The organism is Flavobacterium sp. GT3P67 (assembly GCF_004349155.1).
In the GTDB taxonomy this organism is placed as follows: Bacteria; Bacteroidota; Bacteroidia; order Flavobacteriales; family Flavobacteriaceae; genus Flavobacterium; species Flavobacterium ranwuense.
In genome coordinates this window covers 819938-838306 of the sequence record NZ_SMLF01000001.1, presented here as the reverse complement: position 1 = coordinate 838306, position 18369 = coordinate 819938, and the positions used below count along the sequence as shown (strand labels likewise).

Below are 18369 nucleotides of genomic sequence, written 5' to 3'. Positions count from 1 at the left end.
TATTATTAAAAATTACAAACCAATATTTAAACCAAGGATGAAGTTTTTTGGAACAGGATAAGTCCCTTTTGCTCCGGCATCATTTAATGCAAGACTCGAACCACCGTCAACACCTTGTACTTCCGGGCTTAAACCACTGTATTTAGTAAAATAGTGTAAATTGCTTCCTGTTACATAAACACGTACATTAGATAATCTTGCTTTCTCAACCATTGATTTTGGGAGCGTATAGCTGAATGTAATTTCTCTGATACATAGATAATCCCCACTTTCGTAGTAGCGGCTATTTCCTTGGAACATATTAGTATTATAAGCGGCACCACTTGCTTCAGAACGGAATAAGTTGTTTTGGTTGGTTTGATCCGCCCAACGGTAACGAGGTACATCTGTAATGTCCCCTTCTTTTTGCCAAGATTGTAAGCTTTCGGCCAATAATCCGTAATTTCCTTGAAATTGACCTACAAAACGCGCTCTGGCCTCATTGTAAATAGTAGCTCCTAAAGAGTAATCAGTTCTTACGGTTAATGAAAATCCTTTGTAATTGGCATCAAAATTAAACCCTCCTACAAATTTAGGGAACATATTACCCATGTAAGTTCTGTCACGGCTGTCAATTGTACCATTGGCATCAGCATCTAAAAAGACTGCGTCTCCAGCAAATTTCTTACCTGTTGGGTTACCGCCGCCTGCTGCAGTTTTAGTTACATAATTATCCTTTGTAGTTAAGTTGTAAGCATCGGCTTCTGCTTGTGTAGAAAGAATACGCAATTGTTTGTGGGCATAAAAGTCACCAATTTTTTGACCCTCTTGTAAACCACCCACAAATTTATAAGAACCGCTAGCTGCGTCCCAAATTTCAGTTCCACCAATTCTATTGTTTAAATTCCCGTTGAAAGGTAATTTTTCAATTACGTTTGTATTGTGCGAAACATTGGCCCCAACATTAATTTTCAATTCATTTTTGTTGTAAACATTAGCGTTTAATTCTAATTCAAAACCTTTACTTCTTAATCCGCCTAAATTTGTTAGTACTGTAGAGAAACCACTATTAGAAGGAAGAGTCAAATTAGTCAATAAATCAGAAGTTAATTTATTATAAAAGTCTCCGATTATTCTAATTCTGTTGTCGTGAATACCCAAATCAAAACCGGCGTTTAAAGTTTGTGATTGCTCCCATTTCAAACCTGGATTTGCAATTTGAGAATTTATAATTGCAGATTGACCATTGTAACTGTTGGCAAATCCGTTAGCAGAACCGGAATATAATCCACCTGCTTGAAAATCACCCAATGTGCCTAAGTTTCCGTTTACTCCATAACTTCCACGAAGTTTGAAAGAAGAAACAGCTTCGGGCATCACTTTCCAAAAATTCTCTTCATGTGCATTCCAACCTACAGATAATCCTGGAAAAAAACCATATTTTTGATCCGGACCTAAACTTGAAGCACCATCATAACGGAAAGACGCTGTTGCAAAATACCTGCTTTTGTAATCGTAATTTACACGACCAAAAACACTATTCAATACTAACTTTGTATTGTTACTAAATACAGAAACCGGTATAGGTGACGAATCCAAAGTTTGAGCAAGATCCGAAGGGCTTCCTTTTCCAGAAGCATTAAATGTTTTTATGGTTCTTTCAAATTTAGAGACCCCTAATTTTGCATCAAAAGCACCTAGGTTATCCAATGGCTTAATATAATTGAATACTCCTTCGTATTGATATTGAGTCAATTGGTTGCTTGTTCTAGTGGCGGTACGCGTATTGTCAACTAGACCATTGTTCCCACTTAAAAAAGCTTGTTGGAAAGTATTGTTATTGTCACTTTCGCTGTAAAGCGATAATGAAGGAGTGAAGCTAAAATCTTTAGTGATTTTCAAATCACCATCAACACCCATCTGTAATTTATTATTTTCATTGATCCCTTTCACTTTACCCATTTGGTATAATGGATTTCCGTTGATGTTGTTTTGGCCTGGAGCCAAAGTACCATCTTCCAAGTATAATTTTGTTGTAGGGGAGTTTCCTAAATACCTGTTGAAAACAACGCTATTGGCAACGACTTGATTATTGCTTGATTTAGAGTATAATACTCTACCGTTTACAGTAAAGTTATCGGCTACTTTCAATGAAGCATTCAATTTACTGGTGAAACGTTGGTACCCGGTAAAAATAGTGATACCATCCCCTTTTAAATACCCTAAACTTAAATCAAATACACCGGTATCTCCACCACCACTAATACCTAAAGTGTGATTTTGTGTAATTGCATTTTGAAATAAAACATCATTCCAATCCGTGCTTTTATACATAATAGTATTGGCAGCATTAAGAGGATCTGCTATTTCTTGCCAACCTTTAGCTTGTAAACCTTGAATAGTAGTTGCAGATAAATTTGATTTTAACAAAGTAGCAAATGGCGTATTTGATAATAAATTATTTCCTGTTCCGGCAGGAGTAGCTCCCGTTAATTGTCCTAATCTCGCAACACCTGTGGTAGTCGAAAGTCCGGCAATTTCGGCAGCATTATACAAACCTAAACGTTGCAATCTAATATAGTCTCCACCATCTAAAAAGTCATATTTTTTACCTACTTGACTATTTTGCGTAGAAACATTATAAGTGATTTTAGTTTTACCGGCTTTACCAGTCGAGGTTGTAATAATAATTACACCATTAGAAGCACGTGCTCCATAGATTGATGTTGCTGCAGCATCCTTTAACACTTGTAAAGAGGCAATATCCAGAGAGTTGATATCGTCAATCTGAGTACGAATAACTCCGTCAACAATATACATAGGAGTTGCGCCTGCCGGATTGTCAATAGAAGTACCTCCACGAACTAAAATGTCAGATGCTTTACCTGGTTGCCCAGATGCTGTACGTACCACTAAACCCGTTACATTTCCCTGTAATGCTTGTGTTACATTTGAATAAGGAACATTTTCTAAAACTTTTTTGTCTAATTTAGAAACTGAGGTGCTTAAGGTTCGTCTGTTTTGCGAACCATAACCTACAACAATAACCTCATTCATTTGCTGTCCTACTTCTTTTAGAACTATAGCAAGAGGCATATTTCCAATAGTTACTTCTTGTTCCTGAAGTCCAATGTAAGAAACAACTAATGTTGTAACATTGTCAGGAACTTCAAATGCAAAATTTCCGTCAAAATCGGTTTGTGTTGAAATAGTAGTGCCTTTGGCAATAATATTTACTCCAGGTAAAGTTTCTCCTTTTTCATTAGTTACCTTTCCAGTAATTTTCTTTTGGATTGTTTCTAATTTGGTTGTTTCTTTTGTAGCGGTACTGTTTTTTTCAAAAAAAACAGTCGTTCTTAAAGATCCTGAAGCTGATGCTTGAACGGTAAAAGCGACTAGAAATAAGGATGTTAATTTCATAGCTTTCCCAAAGTTAGGGGTAAGCCAATAATTTTTAGGCTTGCTTTTTGGTAATAAATACATACTTTTGTAATGGTTTTGGTTAATAATTCTTCCTTCTTGGTTTATTTATTTGTTTTCAGAACCTAGTCCTTTTTTATCAGGACCCAACCAGCGATGTTAGTAGCATTTGCTGGTTTTTTTATGGATTAAAAAATAAATAAATATTTTGTAAAAAAGGGTTGCCCCGCTCTAGTCTAACTATTATGCAATCACTTTTAAAAAAAATCTCAGTTTTAAAATAAAATTATACTTTAGTTCTCAAAGGCACCTCTTTCTCATTTACAACCTCTACGTCACATTAGAGAATTATCTGTGCAAAATTATTTTGAGATTTCCAATATTAAAAAAAGGGAATTCTCTTTTTGTGCTACTAATTCCTTTCTGTGTTTTATTCTCTTAAACTAGGCTATATTTCTTGATACAGCTTCAAGGTGAGAAGATGAAAAACAGATATTAGGAACAACAATAAAATAGAATATTTATTTCTCTGTGTTATTGGCTTAATTATCACGATGGTAAATATATAAAATAATTTAATAATTATACTACAATTAATAAAATATTTTAATAATAAAAATTAGAATACTAATTTAAATGTTAATTAACGAGAATATTTTTTATCAAAGGCTGAAAATAGCGGTAATTCCGACATGGAGTCATTTTAGTTATAATCATGGGAAAATAGTACTTATTATATAATTATCAGTAAATTCTTACTTAATGATTATTGCAAAATTTCAGGAATACAACCCGTTAGGTGCAATTATTTGAAGAAAAATAAATACGCCCAACAGATTTTAAATAAGATTTTACTGATGAAAAAGTTATAAAATTCTGTTTTCTAGATTTTTTAACGTGTCTTTATTTATTTTGGCTATGTTTGTTCCAATCTTATTGTATTAAAACTTACAGCCAACCCATAATATGAATTCCCAATTGATATCTTCAAATGAATCTGCTCTTTTACTAAGGGTGGCAGCGGGAAATGAATTGGCTTATACACAACTTGTCGAAAGACACTGGAAAAAGGTACTTCAGCATGCCCTCAGCTTTGTAAAATCATATCCAGTTGCCGAGGAATTAACGCAAGATGTTTTTATTCAGGTTTGGGAAAAACGAAAAAAACTATCTGAAGTAAATAGTTTTGACAACTACCTCTTTATCGTGAGCCGCAATTTGATTATTAGCCATATTCGGAAAAAACTTATAGAAACAGATTCGCTAAAAGGAGAAAAACTACATGAGCTATTTTTCAAACCAGACGAACAATATGAGTTTAAAGAATTGGTTGAAATTATAAATGAAGGAGCTGCACTTTTATCAGAACCTAGGCGTTCCGTTTTCCTGTTAAGCCGCATGGAAGGTAGAGATGCTGACTATATCAGTAAAGAATTAGGTATCGCTACAAGAACCGTTCGTTGGCACTTAGTACAGGCATTAAATTTTCTTAGAAATTACCTGCACAAGCATTATAATGTCAATTTATTAACACTAATTTCATTAGGTTTAATTTTTTTTTCCTAATTTTTTCATTTTTCATTGCCACTTTAGCAACCAATCCTCGTCTTTATAATTGGAGGACAGTTCAGGTCGGCCCAAAATCTTGTATTTATGTATCAAAACAAAGTGTTTAGAGAACTTATGGATCAGTTTATTTCTGGAGAAATTTCTCCTGAAGGTAAAGCAAAGCTACTTGGAATGTTGGATAATCCCAAATATTCAGAGGAATTGAATGTCATTCTTCGAGAAAATTATGACTCAGTAGAAATTCCTTCTATTGGTTCTGAAGCAACCGAAAAATTCATCAAAGAACTCAGGGTGAAAATAAATACTTCTTCAAAAATAAAAGAATCGTCCGTTTTTGGGTTATTCAACTGGAGAAAAATAGCGGTAGCTGCAAGTATTTTAGTAACCGTTGGTATTGGAACTCTTGTTCTCTTTCAAAAAAATGGTCAATCCTCTATTGAGGTAGCGTCAAAGGATAGCGATGATAAAGAACCAGGTAAAACAGGCGCAATACTTACTCTTTCCAATGGTTCAAAAATCGTTTTGGATAGTGTAGGAAATGGATTATTGACCAATCAAAACAATACGGCTGTTTCAAAAAAGAATGGCGGAGTTGTATATACAGCAGGTAGCGATGCACAAATAGTATACAATACAATGACCACTCCAAGAGCGCGTCAGTATAATCTAGAATTGTCAGATGGCACCAAAGTATGGCTCAACGCTTCTTCATCAATTACTTTTCCAACTGCTTTCGCGGCAAACGAAAGAAAAGTAATTCTAACTGGAGAAGCTTATTTTGAAGTAGCCAAAGATAAAACAAGACCTTTTAGAGTTGCAGTCAATGATATGCAGGTAAATGTATTAGGAACACATTTTAACGTAAATGCCTATAATGATGAAGATGTCGTAAACACCACCCTTTTAGAAGGAAGTGTATTGCTTACCGAGAAAGGGAAAAAAGTACTATTGAAACCTGGGCAGCAAGCCGAAAAGCAAAAATCAGGTGCGATCGTTGTAAAAGATAATGTAAATTTAGAGGAAGTGATGGGCTGGAAAAACGGTGTATTCTACTTTGAAAATGCTAGCATTCAAACGGTTTTGCGACAAGTAAGTCGCTGGTATGATGTAGATGTAGTATTTGAAAAAGGAGTACCCACAAGAACATTTGAGGGTGAAATACAAAGAAATTTACAGTTATCACAAGTGTTGAAAATTTTAGAAAAAAATAAGGTGCGCTTTAAAATCGAAGGAAAGATTTTAAGAGTGATGCCTTAACAATATATACGACAAAACGGGGAAACCTTTTTTTATAAAATATGTATTTGTATCCATAAAAAAAGCCAGTAATGCTTGTAACATATACTGGCTTGTTCCTAAAAAAGGAACAGTTATGAGAAATAGATAGATAAACCTAGCAAGGAGAATTTATTATTAACCAATAACCATTACCAAAAGTATGAAATTATTACCAAAAACCAAGCCAAAAAACCATTGGCTAACTTCAAAAACCTGGAAAGTTATGAAATTAACGTCCATTCTAGTTATTGCCCTAACTTTACAAGTTTCTGCGGCAGCATCTTCACAAACGATTACTTTTTCCGGAAAGAGCGTAGCGTTTAAAAAAGTATTATCGGTCATAAAAAATCAAACTAATTATGTTTTTTTCTATGATGTGGCTATTTTAAAAAATGTTAAGCCAATTTCTATAAATGTAGTAAATGCCCCAGTTGAGAAAGTACTGGAACAAGCTTTCTTAGATGCCCCAATTACATGGATTATTGAAGGTAAAACAATTTCGTTTGTTCCTAAATTCGAGATAGCAAAAAAATCAATCAATTTGGCGCCAGTTATAATGCAAATAAAGGGTAAGGTCACCGATGAAAAAGGAGAACCGCTAGCTGGAGCCACTATACTCATAAAAGGTACTAAAAAGGCCGTGGTGACAGATTTTGATGGTAAGTTTACAATTGATGTCCCTGATTCCAAAAGTGTTCTTGTTGTTTCCTATACAGGATTTATCGCTAAGGAAGTGGCTGTGGGTGCCGGTGGAAATTCCATGGAAATTCAATTAGTAGAAGATAATACTGCTTTAGATGATGTTGTTGTTGTAGGTTATGGTAAGCAAAAGAAAGGACAAATTGTTGGAGCTGTTAGCACTGTAAAGGGCGAACAAATGCGATTTCCTACCAGAAACTTAACCAATAATATGGCGGGTCAGGTTGCTGGTCTTATTGCGATACAAAGATCCGGAGAGCCGGGTTATGACAACTCTGAATTCTTCATTAGAGGGATAAGCACTTTTTCAGGAGCAGGAGCTAAGCCTTTAATTTTGGTGGATGGTGTTCCTCGTGCAATAAATGATATTGAACCGGATGAGATAGATACCTTTACGGTGCTTAAAGATGCTGCCTCAACGGCAGTTTATGGTGCGGAAGGAGCTAATGGTGTAATAATCATTACGTCAAAAAGAGGAAGGGCTCAAAAACCAGTCATCAGTTTTAGGACAGAACATAGTTTATCGCAACCTACAAGGCTTCCTAAATTTGTAGATTCTGCTGATTATCTTGAATTGTATAATGAAGCCTTAAGAAATGACGGGCAAACACCAATTTATAGTGATGCTCTTATTTCAAAATACAGAAATAATGTAGATCCGGATCTTTATCCGAATACAGACTGGCTGGGTACTATGTTAAAAAAACTTACGGATGCCCATAGATATACCCTAAATGTGCGTGGAGGGACTGAGCAGTCACGCTATTTCGTTTCTGGAGCCTATTATGGTGAGAGCGGAATTTTTCAAGACAATCCTAATCCGCGTTATGAAACTAATATTGGAGTTAAACGTTTCAACTTGAGAAGTAACATTGATATGGATATTTCAAAAACAACGTTGTTGAGCGTGGATCTCAGCGGACAATATTTGGTAAATCGGTATCCAGGAACGTTTGCTGTGGGAACGCTTTCTCCATCTGCAACTATTTTTCGACAAATGATGATTACGCCTCCTCATCTTTTTCCTCCAGTCTATAGTGATGGTACGCTTTCAACATTCAATTCTGAAGCTGAAGCAAATAAAAGAAACCCGTATAATCTGTTGCATAATGCCGGTTATTCAAAAGAATGGCGTTCCAGTATCCAATCGGCAGTGCGATTAGAACAAAAATTAGATGTTGTTACTCCAGGCTTGTATTATCGCGGTTTGGTGAGTTATGATTATAACGGGAATTTTTCTGCCGGCAGAATTGATAACCCAAGCAAGTTTCTTGCTACAGGCAGGGATGCGAATGGCAATCTCATTTTTTCAACAAGCGTTTCAGGCACACCGGATTTGCCTGAACCTGTAGAAACAAGCAATGCAACCAAGAATGTTTATATGGAATCCTCTCTAAACTACAAAAGAGTATTTGACAGGCATACTGTAGAAGGGATGGCATTGTATATGCAAAAAGAGAGTCAACTTAATACAGAGGCTCTTGCTTTTAGAAAACAAGGAATAGTGGGTAGGGCAACGTATTCGTTTGACAATCGCTATTTTATAGAGGGAAATTTTGGTTATACCGGAAGTGAAAAATTCGCAGACGGGTACCGATATGGTTTTTTCCCGGCTGTAGGTATTGGCTATCAAATATCGAACGAAAAATTCTATCCGGAAGGCTTAAAGGATTATTTGACCACTTTACGATTTAGAGCCTCTATGGGACGCACTGGAAATGACGAGACACTTGTGAGTGGGGCTGATCGATTCCTTTATCGTCCTACCTTTGGTATGGCCGCAGGAGGGTTTAATCAGGGAATTACCTCTGGCGGTGGCTCAAATGGTCTTGGAGCAGGGATAATAGAAGGTCGCGCTGAAGCCCCATATTTAGGATGGGAAATTGAAGAAAAACAAAATTATGGCGTTAATATAGGATTGTTTAATGGTCGTGTTGAAATTATTGCAGACTATTTCAAATCGGAAAGAACATCTATTTTATTGCAACGAAGAACGATTCCTGGTGTCGCAGGTTTCAGGCAAGCCCCTTATGAAAATTTTGGGAAAGTTAAAAATTGGGGGATAGATGGAAGTCTTAACGCTAATCAAACCATAGGTGATTTAAAAATTGGTTTTAGAAGTACCTTTACCTTTGCAAGAAATGAAATCACCGAATATGATGAATTACCGCAGCCCTATCCATGGATGGCCACTACAGGGTCAAGGATAGGTGATAACGTATTGTATATAGCAGAACGTTTGTACACTGATGATGATTTTGTTATAACTCAAAACACTAATGGAACCAATTCTTATGCATTGAAAAGCGGAATACCTGTTCCTACTTTAAATGGAAGAATAGGACCTGGAGATATAAAATACGAGGATTTGAATGGTGACGGTTTGATTAATCAATTTGACAGAAAAGTAGGTGTGGGTAATCCCACAAACCCTGAAATTAACTATGGAGCTGGGTTAAATCTTGAATACAAAGGGTTTTATGTGAGTGCATTTTTTCAAGGAACAGCCAATACCTCGGTAATTTTTGGAGGTAATACCCCTGAAGCATGGAATCCTTTTGCTTTTGGAGTAGATCAATCTAATTACAGGACATTTGCTTTAGACCGTTGGACAGAAGCAAACCCAAGTCAAAATGTGCTAATGCCACGTTTGCATAGTATTGCTAATAATGGAGCTAATAACAATGTACAAAGCACATGGTGGCTTAAAGACGGTAGTTTTCTTCGTTTGAAAAATGTTGAAATTGGGTATAATCTTCCTAAGTTCATCACGCAGCAGGCACATATAAATACGGCGAGAATATACATGATGGGGTATAACTTAACGGTTTGGGATAAAATAAAACATTGGGATCCTGAGACAGGAAACGGAAACGCAGGCTTGAATTATCCATTGCCTCGCACGATTACGTTTGGACTTGAATTGACACTTTAAAAATTTAATTATTTCGATATGAAATGAGCATAACCGTAAATTGGTCGCAAACACCAATGAAGATATGCGAATTACATATGACCGATAAAAAACAATAAATATCTACATATGAAAAACAGTATAAAAATTTTTCTATTTACACTTGTATTGGGGTTTTCCTCTTGCAGTAAAGATTATCTCGACGTCTCTGATGAGCTTTCGGGCGGTTTAAACAATGTTGATCAGGTTTTTGATAATGCGGCCTATACCAGAAGATGGTACGCCAATGTTTTCACAGGAATACCAGATTATACTGATATGGTTCATGCCAATTGGGATGCTGGAGGACAAACTGGTTTACAGAACCCATGGACAGGAATGACAGATGAAATAAACACAGGCTATGGTGATAATGCTAATTATCAAATTGCATTCCGCAACTCTTCAAACATGGGGTTTCATAGATGGAACACACTTTATGCATTGATAAGACAGGCTAATATTTTCCTGGAAAAGGCCAAAGTTATTCCGGATTCGGGGGTTAATGCTGACAAACTTGAATCAATAGAACTTGATAAGATGATAGTCAATGTGAAGTTTATGCGTGCGTATTATCATTATCTTTTGCTGGAGCAATATGGTCCGGTGCCTATCATGGATAGGTCTTATAATCCTGGTGAAGATCTTGACATACCCCGTTCCTCTGTTGATGAGGTAGTTAATTTTATTGATGCCGAGTTGGTTAAGGTTATCCCGTTGTTACCGCAAACACCGGCTACCAATGATGATGTAAAAGCTTTGCCTACTAAAGGCGCGGCCTTGGCAGTGAGAGGAAAATTATGGATTCATGCCGCAAGCCCTTTATTAAACGGAGGATTTACTGAAGCACTTGCATTGGCTGATACCGACGGTAAAAAATTGTTTCCGGCTGCGGATCCTGCAAAATGGAACAAAGCAGTACAGGCTCTTAAAGACCTTATTGATTATGCAAATGGAAATCACCAGTTGTATAAAAATACCGGTGTATTCGACCCGGCTAAATCGGTTTACGAACTGTTTCAGGTATATAACAGTGAAATTATTTGGGCTACATCCGTAAATGGAAACGTTGGGCTCAATGGAGATCGTTGGGAAAGAAGAGCAACGCCTCGTAGCGAAACCAATGGATTGGGAAGTACAGCTGTATTGCAGGAACTAGTTGATGATTTTTATATGAAAGATGGAAAGCCAATTAAAGCCACCAGTTTTTTACCGGCATCCACAGCGTATTCAGAAACAGGAACTAGTTCATACACTGAGGCAGTAACAGCCACAGCGCCATTCGCATCAGCCACACCAACCCCGGTTAACAATATGTATATCAATCGAGAACCCCGTTTTTATAATACGGTATTCTTTGCAGGAAGAAGATGGCATGTATCCAACAAAGTGACTCATTTTTACGTGGGAACACCAAATGATAGAAGTGTTCCTCCAGCTCAATATACAGCTAGCGGTTATTTGCTCTATAAAAGATACAATAGAACGGTAAGTTTGCCGAGCCCGGGTCTTGCGACTAGGTTCAGACCATCAATCATTTTCAGGCTGGCAGAGTTTTATCTGTTATATGCAGAAGCACTTAATGAAGTGAGTCCGGGCAGCCCTGATGTGTTGAAGTATGTGAATCTGGTAAGAGAGCGTGCCGGCTTACCTAATCTTGAAGTGTTAAATGCGGGTATTGCAGGGAATAAAGCCTTGCAAAGGGAAGCTATCAGACGTGAGAGCCGTATCGAATTGGCAACAGAGGGTCAACGTTATTTTGATGTAAGAAGATGGATGATCGCTGAAGCTCCTGAAGGCAGACAAGCGGGTGACTTCTCTGGAATGAATATGGCCGGAAATGCGACTACATTCTTTCAAAGAACAAATTTTCAAACTCGCATTTTTGAACGTAAACAATATTTATATCCAATACCATTTAGTGAAATGCAGAAGAGTAAAAACTTAGTGCAGAATTGGGGATGGTAATATATTGAGTTGTCAAAAAACGGTTTTTCTAAATTTATTGGACAAAACTGGCCTTGAACGAACGAAATACCATACTGTAAATTCTCAGTATAAAACCTAGCGAAAAACATTGGTTTGTTTTGGTTAAAAAGGCATCATCAGATTTATTTATGATGGTGTCTTTTTTTTTGTATGCAGATCTGTAATTATTAAGTTAGTCAACCAACCAGAGCATTGCCTTTTCGAGTACTGCTTTAAAGAGCCGAGTTTTAGGATCGGCTTAAAACAGATTTTCAATACGGTTAAATAAATAACAGATTTTTTGAATCGGTATTTCCCCACTAAAAAAAATAAAAAAAATATTTATGAAGAACAGGATAAGTTTAAAAAAAATACAGAATGGAATTTTATTTTTATCAGTAATGTCCTTGTCACTATCGGCTTGTTCCAAAGAAGATACACCAGTGCCGCCTGAAAATAAGGCCCCTACAGCAAATGCAGGAGCCGATCAAACCATAACTGTAAATACAGTAACATTAAATGGTAGCGGAACCGATGTTGACGGAACGATTAAATCTTACGAGTGGTTAAGAATTGATGGACCCACACAATATAGTATTGCCGCACCTACACAGGCACAAACAGCTGTCAACAATTTAACGCAAGGAACTTATCAATTTGTACTAATTGTAACCGATAACCTGGGAGCAAAAGTGCGAGATACGGTAACAGTAATAGTAAATCCCAAAGTCTGGACACTTGTATTTGAGGATAATTTTAATGCTACCGGAAACTTTGATACTAGCAAATGGTCTTATTGTTCCAGGAATAATGCGTCATGGGCAAAATATCTGACTTCCACATCAGATTATGCATCATTGGATGGTAGTAATTTACTTTTAAAAATGGATAATAAAACAATTTCCAACGATGCGGTTCCTTACCATTCGGGTGGTATTGAAACCAATGGAAAAGTTGCGTTCACGTATGGAAAAGTTGAGGTAAGGGCAAAATTTACCCAGGGTCAGGGCTCATGGCCTGCAATCTGGATGATGCCTGCAACTCCCAATGCTTATGGTAGCTGGCCCAATAGTGGTGAAATTGATATCATGGAGCATGTTAATAATGAAAATGTAATTCATCAGACTGTTCATAATGGCGCAGTTACCAATTCTAGCGGAGTAAGTTCAGTAACTAAATCTTCTAGTTATATTGCTAGTGATTATAATACCTATGGTATTATTTGGCAAGAGAATAAAATAGAATTTTATTTGAATGGAGTGCTTACAAGTACTTACAATAAACCAGCCAACGCAACGAGTGCCCAGTGGCCATTTGATAAACCATTTTATTTAATACTGAATCAATCTGGGGGCGCAGGATGGCCAGGGCCTATTACCGATAGCAATCTGCCTTTTCAGATGCAGGTAGATTGGGTACGTATTTCACAATAACCAAACTAAAATAGTGCTTCTATCTTGCTTAGATAACATATTTCTTTTGAGATTCCTTATAAGTAGGCTAGCCTTTTTTATCTTTCTATAACTTTTAATTTAAAAGCCATGTTAAAATCTTTTTGAGTTTGATTTAAATTACTCTTACAATCAATATTTTTCATATTAGTTAACTTTTGTGCCAACTTATTCCAGAAGATAAATATTGACAATGCCCCTAGAAAATTTGATAGAGCCATGTATTTATATCCAATTCAATTCTCTGAGATATCAAACAGTAGAAAACTGGTACAAAATCCAGGTTGGTAATTTCCGAATTAAAGAATTAGTAATTTACTATTTTATAAAGGAGTTGATTGAAAATATTTTTTGACAACTCCTTTTATTTAAACGGTCAGTATTATTGTGCAGACAATAAAGTGGCGGGTCAGAAGTATCTATTTTTGATGCACCGAGACAGATATCAAGTAGTTATCTGTTGTAATCAGTGTAACATTGAAAGATGTAATTTAAAACAGTCCAAACGGTAAAAAGTATTTAAATAGTTGCAATAGTATTGATTGCGACACATCAATAAGATTTTTAAATTTTGGTTTGCTTGTGGTTAGTTTGGTTAAAAAGGTGTTGTCAGCTTTAATTCTGATGACGCCTTTTTTTAAATGTTATTTAATGTTATAACCTAGGTAATGTCATGGTACCATGCAAAAAGGCTTCCAATAGTATTGGAAGCCTTTCTTTATAGCTAAAAAATGAAATTTACACGGTATGTTTTGGATTAAATCCGTCTTCGCTTAATTCGGTGTGCACGTAATCAGCAACCATTTCAGCTTCATAATCAACTTTTTCTCCTTTTGAAAGTTTGTTGATGGCTTTTTCCATAATTTGGTAAATTACCGGAACTACCACCAAAGTTAGGAATAATGAGGAAATTAATCCCCCAATAATTACCCAGGCCAAACCGTTTTTCCATTCAGCTCCAGCTCCAGATGCTAGTGCAATCGGGAACATACCAAATACCATCGCGATAGTTGTCATCAAAATTGGACGAAGACGCGCATGATTCGCTTGGATTAATGCTGTTCTTACAGTTTCGCCAGCTTTACGCCTTTGATTGGTATAATCAACAAGCATAATCGCATTTTTACAAACTAGACCAATAAGCATGATGATACCTAAAATAGTAAATATATTCAGTGTATTATTGGTTAAAGCCAAAGCCAACATTGCTCCAATAAATGAAAGCGGAATCGCAAACAATACCACAAATGGATGTACAAAACTATCGTATAACGAAACCATTACAAGGTAAACCAAGATAATCGCAGCTAATAAAGCAATTCCTAATGTTCCAAAACCTTCACTTTGGTTTTCTTGATCGCCACCCCAAATGTAATTTACACCAGTTGGTTTTTTTAATTTATCAATTTTTTCTTGCCATTGCGTTACAATTGTTCCAGAAGGAACTCCTACATTTTGACCTTTTACAGTTACCGATGCCGATTTGTCTCTTCGTTCTAATTCACTTGGTCCAGAACCTTCTGTTACGGTTGCAAATTGATTCAGTTTTATTTGCTGACCAGCTTCATTTATAAAAATTAAATTGCTTACATCGGCAATACTTTTTCTGTCGAAAGCATTGTATTTAATGTTGATGTCGTATTCGTATTCACCAGCTCTAAATCTACCATCAGTATTTCCGCTAAAAGCAGTTTGCATGGTCATACCAACTGTTTGCAAACTCAATCCCAAAGCTGCCATTTTATCTCTATCCACTTTTACATTCACTTCTGGATTTCCATCTTCTACTGATAATTCGATTTCTGTTGCTCCTGGAATGGTACGTAATTCTTTTTCGGCTGCTTTTGCAAATTGCATGGCGCTTTCTACATTTGGACCAGTTACAATTAATCCTAAAGTGGCATCTTCTGCAGTTCCTAAAATACCAACCGGAACCGTTTTCACTTTTGCGCCAACTAATATTTTTTCTAATTTACGTTTTGTTTTTGCAGCATACACATTTGCTGGTTCATCACGTTTATCTAATCCAACCATTTTAACGTTTATCTCAGACTTGTAAGCAGTTGCTTGCGAAGCACCAAGACCTTCACTGGTTTGACCAATCGTTGTAATTTGACTAAAAACATACTCTTCTTTCTTCAAAAATGCTTCTGCTTTTTGCGTCATGAAATTGGTTTGCTCTAATGAAGCATCTTTTGGCATTTCTATTTGAACTAAAAACTCACCACTATCAGACGCTGCAAAGAATTCTCCACCAATAAATCCACCACCAAATAAACTAATCATAGAACCAAAAAAGAGTACTAAAACTATAGCCAGTGTTTTAAAATAATGATCCAAACACCATTCTAATAATCTTGAAACCCAGTTTGTAAAACGCGTTAAATAGCTTTCAAATCCAAGTATAATCCTTCCAAAAAGATTTTTACCTTCAATATGTTCTAGTTTTCCATATCTTGAAGACAACCACGGAATGATTGTAAATGAAGCTACTAAAGACAACAAGGTCGAAATAATTACCGTTACACAGAATTGCGTAATAATGTTAGAGACCAATCCGGTACTCATTGCAATTGGTAAAAATACCACCACAATTACTAAAGTAATCGACACAACAGTTCCACCAATTTCCGCAGTTCCATCATAGGCTGCACGAACCTTGTTTTTACCCATTTCCATGTGCCTGTAAATATTCTCCAGAACAACAATAGCATCATCCACAAGAATACCTACAACAAGAGACAGACCTAATAAACTCATTAAGTTTAAGGTATAACCCATCAAATAAATTCCGATGAAAGTAGCAATTAATGAAGCAGGAATAGAAACCATTACAATCAACGAGTTTCTAATACTGTGCAAGAAAAACAACATTACAAGAGCAACTAAAAGTACCGCAATAAGTAAATCATGCACAACAGCATCAGCAGCTTCAAGTGTAAAAATGGTACTGTCTTTAGCAATTTCTAATTTTAAACCATTCGCTTTATAATCGGTTTCCAGTTTAGCAATTGTTTTAACTAATTCTTCACTTACCGCAACCGCATTGGCATCAGATTGCTTTATAATTTGTAAAATAATGGCGCTTTTTTGATTGACACGCGCTACTTTTTCAGTGATTTTTTGAGTATCCTGAACATCAGCAATATCGCGTAAACGAACTTGAATTCCGTTTTTAGATGATACAACCAAGTTTCTTAATTCGTCAACATTTTTATATTTTCCGGCCAAACGAATTAATATTTTCTGCTCACGAGTTTGAATATTTCCTGTTGGAAAATCTAAATTAGAAGATAAAATATTTTGTTGCACTTGCGGAATAGAAAGTCCATAAGCTTGCATTTTTACTGCATCAAGATTGACTTGAATTTCTCTTTCTTGTCCACCAATAATATTTACTTGTGCTACACCTTCTACTCGAGAAATAACTGGCGCTAATTTTTTATCAATTAAGTCGTAAAAAGCAACTTCATCCATTTTTCCGTTGGCACCAATAGTCATAATTGGTAAATCGCTTAAGGAAAATTTACTCAACGAAGGCGTTTCAACATCATCTGGTAAATCACTAAGAATAGCATTTATTTTACGTTGAGCATCGTTCATAGAGATATTAACATCAGCCGAAGAGGTCAATGTAATAGACACTGTTGACAAACTTTCGTAGGACTTCGAGTCTATTTTTTTAATATTTTCTAAGGATGCAATCGCATCTTCAATTTTTTTAGTCACCGTATTTTCTACCTCGCTTGGAGACGCTCCTGGATAAATAGTGGCAACAGTAATTACATTGGTTTCGAATTTTGGAATCAATTCGTAGCCCAATTGGCTGTAACTAAACAGTCCTCCTAGCGTTAGAATCGTAAATAATACGATAACTAATGAGGGACGTTTTATGGATATTTCTGCTAATTTCATTTTTTTCTTTGCTTTAGGCTTTAAGCTTTAGGCTTTAAGCGGTTTCTTTATGACTTTCGACTTTAAGACTTATTTTATAACGTCCACTTTAGATCCGTCTTGAAGGTTGATTTGTCCTGTAATAATTACAGTTTCGCCATCAGATAATCCGTTAAGAATTTCAACTTTATCACCAAGAATTCTTCCAGCAGTTACTGTTTTCAATTTAGCAGTTCCATTTTCGATTACAAATATTTCGTTGCTGCTTACACTTCCTACAAAGGCATTTCTAGGAACGATCATCAACGATTGTTTTTGTTGGTTTGAAGCAAACTCAGCAGTTCCATACATACCAGCTTTTAAGTCTTTAGAAGCATTGTTTGTAATTTCAATTTCTACCGGAAAGTTCAAACTTTCGTCAGCTTTAGAAGCAATAAAAGTAATTTTTCCAGAAAAAGTTTTGTCCGGATAAACACTAGCGGTAACTTTAATTGGAGTTCCAACTTTTAAGCTTGCTACTTGACTTTCATTAACGGCAACTTTTAATTTTAATTTAGAAACGTTCACTATGTCAAATAGTTCAGTCGCTGGCATTCCTGTTAAAATAGAACCTGGTTCGATGTATTTTTTATTGATAAATCCGCTAATTGGTGCTTTTATTCTTGTATCACCAACATTGATGTTTGCTTGAGTTAATTGCGCTTTTGCATTTACCATTGCTAGTTTTGCTTGGTCTAATTGTTGCTTGGTAACACCGCCAGTTTTAAAAGCATTTTCATATCTATTGTAATCTGCCACAGCATTTTGGTATGATGAATTTGCAGTTTGTGCATTTACATTTATAACATCACTTCTAACAATTGCAAGTGTTTGACCAACGGTTACATAATCACCTTCTTTAGCCAAGACTTTTACCACTTTTCCTGATTTTTCTGCAGAAAATTTTAATTCTTGAATTGGTTCAAAATTTCCGTTTGATGTGAAATCTAATGAAACTTCTTCTGTCTTTACCGTTTCAATTCTTACAGAAACCGTAGCATTTTTCTCAGCAACAATGGCCGTTTTAGCTTCGTTTTCTTTTTTGTTATTGGTTAACACATAAGTAATTAGCCCTAATACTGCTACAATTACTACTGTTGTTATTATAATTTTTTTCAT

General features: G+C 35.9%; 9 protein-coding genes. 6 read left to right on the top strand and 3 right to left on the bottom strand.

Annotated elements, in window-relative coordinates:
• Positions 1–12 precede the first annotated feature (12 nt).
• Complete coding sequence (locus E0H99_RS03610) at positions 13–3462, bottom strand: SusC/RagA family TonB-linked outer membrane protein (protein ID WP_131991243.1); 3450 nt, start codon at positions 3460–3462, stop codon at positions 13–15.
• A 903-nt stretch (positions 3463–4365) separates the two neighbouring features.
• Between E0H99_RS03610 and E0H99_RS03605 the strand changes: the two genes are divergently transcribed.
• The 6 genes from E0H99_RS03605 to E0H99_RS17625 all read left to right on the top strand — a co-directional run bounded on the left by E0H99_RS03605 (position 4366) and on the right by E0H99_RS17625 (position 13608).
• Positions 4366–4965, top strand: a complete 600-nt coding sequence (locus E0H99_RS03605) for an RNA polymerase sigma factor (protein ID WP_131991241.1) — start codon at positions 4366–4368, stop codon at positions 4963–4965.
• An 87-nt stretch (positions 4966–5052) separates the two neighbouring features.
• Positions 5053–6225 carry a FecR family protein gene (locus E0H99_RS03600; protein ID WP_131991239.1) on the top strand — a complete coding sequence of 391 codons (1173 nt, stop codon included), beginning with the start codon at positions 5053–5055 and terminating at the stop codon, positions 6223–6225.
• A gap of 181 nt (positions 6226–6406) precedes the next feature.
• On the top strand, positions 6407–9880 hold the full coding sequence (locus E0H99_RS03595) for a TonB-dependent receptor (protein ID WP_205728667.1): 3474 nt from the start codon (positions 6407–6409) through the stop codon (positions 9878–9880).
• Between the two features lie 108 nt (positions 9881–9988).
• Positions 9989–11866, top strand: coding sequence for a RagB/SusD family nutrient uptake outer membrane protein (locus E0H99_RS03590; RefSeq protein WP_131991237.1), 1878 nt, complete (start codon positions 9989–9991; stop codon positions 11864–11866).
• Positions 11867–12210: 344 nt separating this feature from the next.
• The gene (locus E0H99_RS03585; RefSeq protein WP_131991235.1) at positions 12211–13299 is read left to right on the top strand and encodes a glycoside hydrolase family 16 protein; all 1089 of its coding nucleotides are present in this window, start codon (positions 12211–12213) and stop codon (positions 13297–13299) included.
• 153 nt (positions 13300–13452) lie between these two features.
• Positions 13453–13608 carry a RagB/SusD family nutrient uptake outer membrane protein gene (locus tag E0H99_RS17625; protein ID WP_131991641.1) on the top strand — a complete coding sequence of 52 codons (156 nt, stop codon included), beginning with the start codon at positions 13453–13455 and terminating at the stop codon, positions 13606–13608.
• 447 nt (positions 13609–14055) lie between these two features.
• Here the strand turns inward: E0H99_RS17625 and E0H99_RS03575 are convergent, their stop codons facing one another.
• On the bottom strand, positions 14056–17232 hold the full coding sequence (locus E0H99_RS03575) for an efflux RND transporter permease subunit (RefSeq protein ID WP_131991233.1): 3177 nt from the start codon (positions 17230–17232) through the stop codon (positions 14056–14058).
• 69 nt (positions 17233–17301) lie between these two features.
• Complete coding sequence (locus E0H99_RS03570) at positions 17302–18369, bottom strand: efflux RND transporter periplasmic adaptor subunit (RefSeq protein ID WP_131991231.1); 1068 nt, start codon at positions 18367–18369, stop codon at positions 17302–17304.